This window comes from Pseudarthrobacter sp., from assembly GCF_036675385.1.
Lineage (GTDB): Bacteria > Actinomycetota > Actinomycetes > Actinomycetales > Micrococcaceae > Arthrobacter.
Map to the genome: position 1 here is coordinate 1 of NZ_JAKFFD010000189.1, position 6,363 is coordinate 6,363.

Annotated in this window: 5 protein-coding genes and 1 pseudogene; 3 read left to right on the forward strand and 3 right to left on the reverse strand. The window is 67.3% G+C overall.

What is annotated here, in order from left to right; all coding sequences use genetic code 11:
* The 3 genes and pseudogenes from V6M49_RS16075 to V6M49_RS16085 all read left to right on the forward strand — a co-directional run.
* Positions 1-487: pseudogene (locus tag V6M49_RS16075) on the forward strand (MFS transporter); the annotation flags it as partial.
* Between the two features lie 6 nt (positions 488-493).
* The gene (locus V6M49_RS16080; protein ID WP_332762008.1) at positions 494-1,174 is read left to right on the forward strand and encodes a FadR/GntR family transcriptional regulator; all 681 of its coding nucleotides are present in this window, start codon (positions 494-496) and stop codon (positions 1,172-1,174) included.
* A gap of 159 nt (positions 1,175-1,333) precedes the next feature.
* The gene (locus tag V6M49_RS16085; RefSeq protein ID WP_332762010.1) at positions 1,334-2,548 is read left to right on the forward strand and encodes an AI-2E family transporter; all 1,215 of its coding nucleotides are present in this window, start codon (positions 1,334-1,336) and stop codon (positions 2,546-2,548) included.
* Between the two features lie 179 nt (positions 2,549-2,727).
* Here the strand turns inward: V6M49_RS16085 and V6M49_RS16090 are convergent, their stop codons facing one another.
* From V6M49_RS16090 to cobA, 3 genes are all read right to left on the reverse strand, one after another.
* Complete coding sequence (locus tag V6M49_RS16090) at positions 2,728-3,264, reverse strand: hypothetical protein (RefSeq protein WP_332762011.1); 537 nt, start codon at positions 3,262-3,264, stop codon at positions 2,728-2,730.
* 210 nt (positions 3,265-3,474) lie between these two features.
* Positions 3,475-4,941, reverse strand: a complete 1,467-nt coding sequence (locus V6M49_RS16095) for an FAD-dependent oxidoreductase (protein WP_332762012.1) — start codon at positions 4,939-4,941, stop codon at positions 3,475-3,477.
* An 88-nt stretch (positions 4,942-5,029) separates the two neighbouring features.
* Positions 5,030-6,295, reverse strand: a complete 1,266-nt coding sequence (gene cobA, locus V6M49_RS16100; RefSeq protein WP_332762014.1) for a uroporphyrinogen-III C-methyltransferase — start codon at positions 6,293-6,295, stop codon at positions 5,030-5,032.
* Positions 6,296-6,363: the final 68 nt, after the last annotated feature.

The window sequence follows — 6,363 nt, forward strand, 5'->3', positions numbered from 1 at the left end:
GTCCATGCTGATCAGCATGGGCCTCAGCTCAGCGGACAGCGGCCTGATGTACGGGCTGATGCAGCTGGTCTCCGTGCCTGCCGGCATGGTGCTGCTCGCCATCGGCTCGCGGCCCCGGATGCTTCGGCCGGCGCTATATCTGGTCAGCATCACTATGGTGGCCGGCCTGGCGTCACTGCTGGTTGTGCCGGTGGGCCTGGCCATCATTCCCACCGTCCTGCTCGGCTTCGGCCTGGGCATTTTCCCGCTGGTGATGGTGATGATAAGCCGGAGCGGGACAAGCACCGCCGAGACCACAGCCCTGTCCACCCTGGCACAGTCCACCGGCTATCTGCTGGCCACGGCGGGCCCCTTCGGCGCCGGTCTGCTGTTCAGCGGCACCGGCGGCTGGTCGCTTCCAGTGGCACTCCTGCTGGGCCTTGCCGTGGCCCAAGTGGTGGTGGCCCACCTGATTTCACGCGCCCCCTTGTCCGGCCTGAAGAAGTAGGACGCCATGACCCTGAGCACCTCGCACCGCCAGCCCCTCGCCGACGAGGTCACCGCCAAACTCCGGCAGATGATCCACTCCGGCGAGTGGCCCCTTGACCAGCGCATCCCCGCCGAGCCGGAACTGATGCAGGGCCTGGGCGTCTCGCGCGGCACGTTGCGCGAGGCCATCAGGGCCCTGGCCCACAGCGGGATGCTGGAGGTCCGCCGGGGCGACGGCACCTACGTCCGCGCCACCAGCGAGATGTCCGGCGCCGCCCGGCGTATGTACCAGGACCACACGGACGAACACATCCTCGAGGTCCGGCTGGGCCTGGACACCCAGGCCGCGCGCCTGGCCGCCCGGAACGCAACGGCCGACGACGTCGCCGCCCTGCGTGCCGTGCTCGCCACCCGGGAGGTCGCCTGGAACGCCGGGGACTTCGAGGGTTGGGCCCGGGCCGACTGGGACTTCCACGCCCGCGTTGCCCAGGCCACCGGGAACCCGCTGCTGCACGAGCTCTACGTCAGTTTCGGCGACGTGTTCCACCAGGACCTGCTCAAGCAGCAACGCAAGGGCCGGCTGGACGGCCTCACGTACGAGGGCCACGGGGCCCTGGTGGACGCGATCGAGGCCCACGACGCCGACGCCGCGGTGGCCAGCGTCAACCAGAACCTGAACACCTGCGCGGAGTGGCTGCGGGCGTAGGTCCAGTTCCTGCGTGGTGGCCCAACCTACTTCCAGAGGCGCGCAGAGGTGGGGTTTCTCCGCAGGCCAGCCACATCAGTAGGCTTACTACCTGACGCAGGTAGTTACGCCCCGGGTGCCGCCCGCATCCTGGATGCCCGCCGATGACCAGGAGTTTCGATGTCACGAGCAACCCACCAGGCCCCGAACGAAGAGACTTCGGGTGAAGAGACCCCGGGTGAAGAGACCCCGAGTGAAGTGACGCCGGGTGAAGTGACGCCGGCGAAGCCGCGGGAGCGGAAGCCGCCCGGCGCGCTGTGGGCCGATGGATTCGGAAGAGTCGGGATCCGCTCGGCCCAGGTCCTGCTGATCCTGGCAGTGGCCGTGGCCTCTGTGTACGCCCTGATGCAGATCAAGCTTCTGGTCATTCCGGTCCTGATCGCCCTGATCCTTGCCGCGGCCATCGGCCCGTTCGTCAACGTGCTCCGCCGCCGCGGCCTGCCGGGCGCCGCGGCCACAGGACTGGCGTTTGTGGCGCTCCTGCTCCTGCTGGCAGGCGTCGGGACGGTCATCTACTTCTCCGTCCGGAGCCAGTGGGCCGAGCTGGCGCAGCAAGCCTCCTCGGGGCTGGACGAGCTGGAGCAGTTCCTGCTCACCGGTCCAATTCCGATCGACCGGGAGCAGCTGAACCAGGCCCGGGAGGGGATCATCCAGTTTGCCACCAGCAGCCAGGTCCGCTCGGGTGCCATCACCGGACTGTCCGTGGTGACGGAGTTCCTGGCCGGGAGCGCACTGATGGTGGTCATCCTGTTCTTCTTCCTCAAGGACGGCGCGAAAATCTGGAACTTCTTCCTGCGTCCCTTCAGCGGGCAGCGGGAAGCAAAACTCCGCCGGGTGGGCAGCCGCACCCTCGAAGTCCTGGGCGGCTACGTCCGCGGCACCGCCATCGTGGCCCTGGTGGATGCCGTGGCCATCGGCGCCGCGCTCCTGATCCTCCAGGTTCCGCTGGCGTTCCCGCTGGCCATCATCATCTTCATGACCGCTTTCATCCCGCTGGTGGGAGCCACGGTGGCCGGCATCCTCGCGGCCCTGGTGGCCCTCGTGGCCAACGGTCCGGTGGTGGCGCTGATCGTGGTGGCCGTGGTGATCGCCGTGAACCAGTTGGAAGGCGACCTGCTGCAGCCGATCGTGATGGGCAAGTCACTCCAGCTTCACGCCCTGGTGATCCTGATGGCGCTGACTGCCGGCACCATCCTGGCGGGCATCATCGGCGCGGTCCTGTCCGTCCCCATGGCGGCCGTAATCTGGGCTGTCATTCAGGTGTGGACCGCTGAGGATCCGAACCTTGAGGACATGAATCCGGACCTCCCGCCGCCCGCCAGCCAGCCGGCCTGAGCCGGATTTTCAAAATCGACGCGCCTATTCCCTGACGCGCTGGAAATATCGAGTGCGCCAAGAAACCTGCGCGTCGCGAACGGCTTTGCGCGTCGCAACAACAGCGCCCGACGACGGTCCGGCACCTGGGTGCCGAACCGCCGTCGGGCGTTGCCGCGTCCTAGTACTGCCGCTACCGCTTAGGGGCGGAGGCCCTGGAATACGTTCTTGGGCCGCTGCATCTCGCCGTGCTTGGCGCCGAGGATAATCACGGCCGCGGCGAACGCCGGAATGGCCCATTGCAGCAACTTGAGCTGCTCCTGTGCTGACTTCAACTCGTCCGAGGCTCCCGGCCTGGGTTCGGTGGCGCCCTCGCTGCCCTGGTCCGCGAGCTTCTCCACCTTCTTGCCAAGGATGCCGGCGTAGAGCGTCACGGCGGCACCGGCAACCGTGACCGCCGTCTTGATCGCCGTGTCGCGGGCAACTCCGTCCTGCTTGGCGATGCGTCCCTTGTTCTCCCAGGCGATGGCGAGGTCAGCCACCAAGTGGGAGGCGAATGCCGCCGTCTGGATCGGAGCCCACTTCATCCAGCCTGCGCTCGAAAGACGGGTGCGTTCCGTCGGATCCTTGGCCTCCGCCGTCGCCCCGTTCAGACCGATGGCTCCCATCAGCGCGCCGCCGAACCATGCCGCAGCGCTCAGATCGTGAATGGACCGGGCAAAAAGATTTCCTGCCATGTTGTGGCTCCCTAACGTCGAACTTGCTTCCGAGATGCCATGGTAAGCACACTTAGTAATATTGCGAAAGCCCGACGTTCAGCTGGGCTGCGCGTAATAGTCGCCCTGCCAAGCTAGGCCAGGACGTTAAAGCAACGCGGGGTCACTTCCTGCCCAATAAACCGTGATTATTGGGCAGGAAGTGACCCCGCGTTGGGTCCGGGGCGCCGGTTAGACGTTCGCGGCTACGCCGTCGCGGGAGATGGCCACCATGTCCTCGCGCGGCACCACCTTGATGCGCTCCCGCTTGACCTCTACACCATGCGATCCGCCGGCCTCCGTGGCAGCGGAGCCGAGGGCGAGTTCGTGGGCGTCCAGTGCCAGCCAGCCTTCCCAGCTGGTGAACTTCACGCCGCGGGCGTCGAGGAGTTCGACGACGGCATCCGCCTCGGGAACAGCGGCGACCGGAAGGTTTTCGCGGTCCTCCAGCAGGTACGTCACGGTCTCAAGGGCGTCGCCCTTGGTGTGGCCGATCAGGCCGACCGGTCCGCGCTTGATCCAGCCGGTGGCGTAGATGCCCGGCACTTGGGTGCCGGCGGCATCCAGGACGCGGCCGCCGTCGTTCGGTACCACGCCCTTCTTGTGGTCGAACTCGATCTCCGGCAGCGCCGAACCGAAGTAGCCGATCGAGCGGTAGACGGCCTGGACCGGGTAGTCCACGAACTCGCCGGTGCCGCGCGCGTTGCCGGTGCCGTCCAGCTCGGTGCGCTCGAACTTCATGCCGGCAACCTTGCCCGGCGTCACGGCGTCGTCGTAAATTTCCACCGGGCTGTGCAGGAAGTGCAGGTGCAGGCGCCGGGAAGCGGTCAGCTCGGAGAGGTCCTCGGGCTGCTCGGCGATCCAGTTGGTGAGGGTGCCCACCATGGTCTTGACCTGGTTGTTGCTCTGGATCAGGCGGTCCGATTCCTCGTCGAACTCGAAGTCCTCGGCGTACAGGATGATGTCCACGTCCTTGGAGTGGGACAGCTCGCGGAGCTCCAGCGGCGTGAACTTGACCTGGGCCGGGCCGCGGCGGCCGAAGACGTGCACGTCCGTGACCGGCGAGTTCTTCAGGCCGGCGTAGACGTTGTCCGGGATTTCAGAGACCAGCAGGTCGTCGGCGTGCTTGGAGAGCATGCGGGCCACGTCCAGGGCCACGTTGCCGTTGCCGATCACGGCGATTTCCTTGGCGTCCAGCGGCCATTCGCGGGCTACGTCGGGGTGGCCGTCGTACCAGGAGACGAAGTCCGCGCCGCCGTAGGAGCCGTCCAGCTCGATGCCCGGGATGTTCAGGTCCGCGTCCTTGATGGCGCCGGTGGCGAAGATGACGGCGTCATAGTGCGTGCGGAGGTCCTCGATGGAGATGTCCGTGCCGTAATCCACGTTGCCGAAGAAGCGGATGTCGCCGCGGTCCAGGACCTTGTGCAGGGCGTTGACGATGCCCTTGATGCGCGGGTGGTCCGGGGCCACGCCGTAGCGGATCAGGCCGTAGGGTGCCGGGTAGCGGTCAAAGAGGTCGATGCTCACGGTCAGCTCGCCGCTCTTGACGGCTTCGCTCTTGGTGAGGATGTCCGCGGCGTAGACGCCGGCCGGGCCGGAGCCTACAACGGCAACGCGCAGCGGACGCTCGGCAGATCCTACGGAGGTGCTTGATGACACGGCTGTGTTCCTTTATCTTCTGCATCGGTTGCTCCGTAGGTGCCCTTTTGAGCCTTCATAAGGGCAGTTGCGGAGCAATCGATGGATTTCAGGGGGTTAGAACTCGGGTGGTACGGGGCTTGTTCGGGGTGGTGGTGCTGTAGTCCGCTGTCCTGAAGTGCGACGGCGCGAACGGGCTGACGCGGACAACGTCGCCGATCACAATCACAGCAGGATTTGCGACGCCGGTGGCTTCCGCCTGGTCGGCGATGGAACCGAGGGTGCCGATCGTCACGCGCTGATTCGGCAGATAGCCGTTCTCAACGATGCCAACTGGAGTGTCCTGAGGCAAACCGGCGCCGGCCAGGGCGGCAGCGGAATCCCGAAGTGCGGCCACGCCCATCAGCAGGATGATGGTGTGATCTGCCCGGGCGGGGACCTCGGACAGCTCCTCGTGGCCGGTGACAACACTGAAACCCTTGGCCAGGCCGCGGTGGGTCACGGGGATGCCGGCGGCGGCCGGGACGGAGATCGCGGACGTCACGCCGGAAACCACTTCAACCTCGACGCCGTGCTGCCGGCAGTATTCGGCTTCCTCGCCGCCGCGGCCCAGGACGTACGGATCGCCGCCCTTGAGCCGGACCACGCGGTGCCCCTTCAGGGCTTCGTCCACAAGGATGCGGTTGATCTCGGACTGCGGAACGGGATGGTGGCCGGGAGCCTTGCCCACCTCGATGACGCGGACGTCGGGGGCAAGTTCGTTGAGCAGTCCGCGCGGGCCGAGGCGGTCTGCCACCACGACGTCGGCCTGGCCGAGCAGCCTGCGGCCGCGGACGGTGATGAGGCCGGTGTCGCCGGGCCCGCCACCCACAAGGGCAACGGAGCCCCGGTGGGCACGCTTCCGGCGGAGCGGGAGGTCGCCGGTCTCCAGTGCGGTGGCGACGGCGTCACGCAGGGCCATGGCACGGCGCGGGTCGCCCCCGGCGTTCACGGCGATCTGCACGTCATCAACCACAGCGACGGCGGGCGTCCACGCGGCTGAGGCTTCGTGGTCGGAGGCGTTGACGCACCAGATGCGCTGCGCCTCGGCGTCGGCCGACACCTGGGTGTCCACGGCGGGATCGCCGGTGGCCGTCTGGACGAACCAGACGCCGTCGACGTCGGAGGGAAGGTAAGTGCGCGGCTCCCAGGTGAGGAGGCCGGCGTCGGCCAGTTCGCGGAGCGCGGCGGAGGCAACGGGAGCCACGACGGTGACCCGGGCACCGGCGTCGAGCAGACCCTTGGCGCGGCGGGCTGCCACGGGACCGCCGCCCACCACCAGCACGGGGCGGCCGAGCAGCCGCAGCGCTGTGGGGTAAATATCCTGAATTGCCATGAATCAACGGTAGGGCCGCGCCGTTTCACCAACAACGGCAGTGGAAACACCAGTTCACGTAAGGTAAC

Coding starts and splice junctions, on each gene's coding strand:
- V6M49_RS16080 (WP_332762008.1), top strand. CDS start 494: ATGACCCTGAGCACCTCGCACCGCCAGCCCCTCGCCGACGAGGTCACC.
- V6M49_RS16085 (WP_332762010.1), top strand. CDS start 1,334: ATGTCACGAGCAACCCACCAGGCCCCGAACGAAGAGACTTCGGGTGAA.
- V6M49_RS16090 (WP_332762011.1), bottom strand. CDS start 3,264: ATGGCAGGAAATCTTTTTGCCCGGTCCATTCACGATCTGAGCGCTGCG.
- cobA (WP_332762014.1), bottom strand. CDS start 6,295: ATGGCAATTCAGGATATTTACCCCACAGCGCTGCGGCTGCTCGGCCGC.